Below are 1297 nucleotides of genomic sequence, written 5' to 3' on the forward strand. Positions count from 1 at the left end.
GCTGCGCACAGCGCGACTTCGCTGTCGGCGAGGTCATCGTCGAGCGCGGCAGCCCGGCGGACCGGATCCATCTGATCGCCCACGGACGCATCAGCCAGTGCGCTGAGGGCAAGTACGGCGGAGAGATCGCCATCGCGGTGCTCGCGGACGGCGACCACTTCGGTGAGAACGCCCTCCTGGACTCCGACGCCCGCTATGACTACACGGCCACCGCCGAGACGTCCGGCACCCTCCTCACCCTCTCCCGTAGCGACTTCGCCGCCGTGCGGGACTCCGCACCCCTTCTTCAAGCCCACATCGCCGGGTTCAGTTCCGCCACGCGGCGACGGCAGAACAAGCACGGTGAGGCCGAGATCGCCATGTCGGCCGGCCATGTCGGCGAGGCCGATCTGCCGAGCGCCTTCGTCGATTACGAGCTCAAGCCACGTGAGTACGAACTCTCCGTCGCGCAGACCATTCTGAGGATCCACACCCGGGTCTGCGACCTCTACAACGGCCCGATGAACCAGACGGAGGAGCAACTCCGGCTGACCATCGAGGCGTTCCGCGAGCGCCAGGAGCACGAGCTCATCAACAACCGTGAGTTCGGGCTGCTGCACAACGCCGACTTCAAGCAGCGCATCCAGACGCATTCCGGCCCGCCGACCCCGGACGACATGGACGATCTGCTGTGTCGCCGCCGGGGCACCAAGTTCTTCCTCGCCCACCCGAGGACGATCGCGGCGATCGGGCGCGGCTTCAACGCCTGCGGGCTGTACCCGGACCACGTCGATCTCGGCGGGCAGTCGGTCCCGGCCTGGCGTGGGGTCCCGATCCTGCCCTGCAACAAGATCCCGATCAGCAAAGAGCAGACCAGCTCCATCATCGCCATGCGCACGGGAGAGAAGAACCAAGGGGTCATCGGTCTGTGGCAGACAGGGCTGCCCGACGAGGTCGAGCCAGGCCTCTCAGCGCGGTTCATGGGCATCAACGAGCAGGCGGTCATCTCCTATCTCGTCAGCACGTACTACTCCGCTGCGGTGCTCCTACCCGACGCGCTCGGCGTGATGGAGAACGTACAGATCGCCCGCGGACGTGGCTGAGGACATGCCCCGCTGAACGGGCTGACGTCCCGTCCACGCCGTACGTGCGCTCAGGCCACCGCAGTAAGGAGTAGCAGATGCCCGATTCCGGGCCCCTCGGGCCGTCCATCCCCGGGCAGCGGTCGAAGGCGACCACCGCTGTGCCGGACGTTCCCACGCCGGTGATCCCCGATCTTCCGATCGCGGCGGCATCCTTTGGCCTCGCGGCGGTACCG

The 1297-nt window shown here is 67.2% G+C and carries 1 protein-coding gene; it reads left to right on the top strand.

All coding sequences use genetic code 11. From position 1 onward, the window contains the following. The coding region (locus TN53_RS40655) for a family 2B encapsulin nanocompartment shell protein (protein ID WP_046263908.1) at positions 1 to 1082 on the top strand (1082 nt) is incomplete at its 5' end. Between the last annotated feature and the right edge of the window lie 215 nt (positions 1083 to 1297).

The sequence above is a fragment of the Streptomyces sp. WM6386 genome (assembly GCF_000972385.1).
GTDB lineage: Bacteria > Actinomycetota > Actinomycetes > Streptomycetales > Streptomycetaceae > Streptomyces.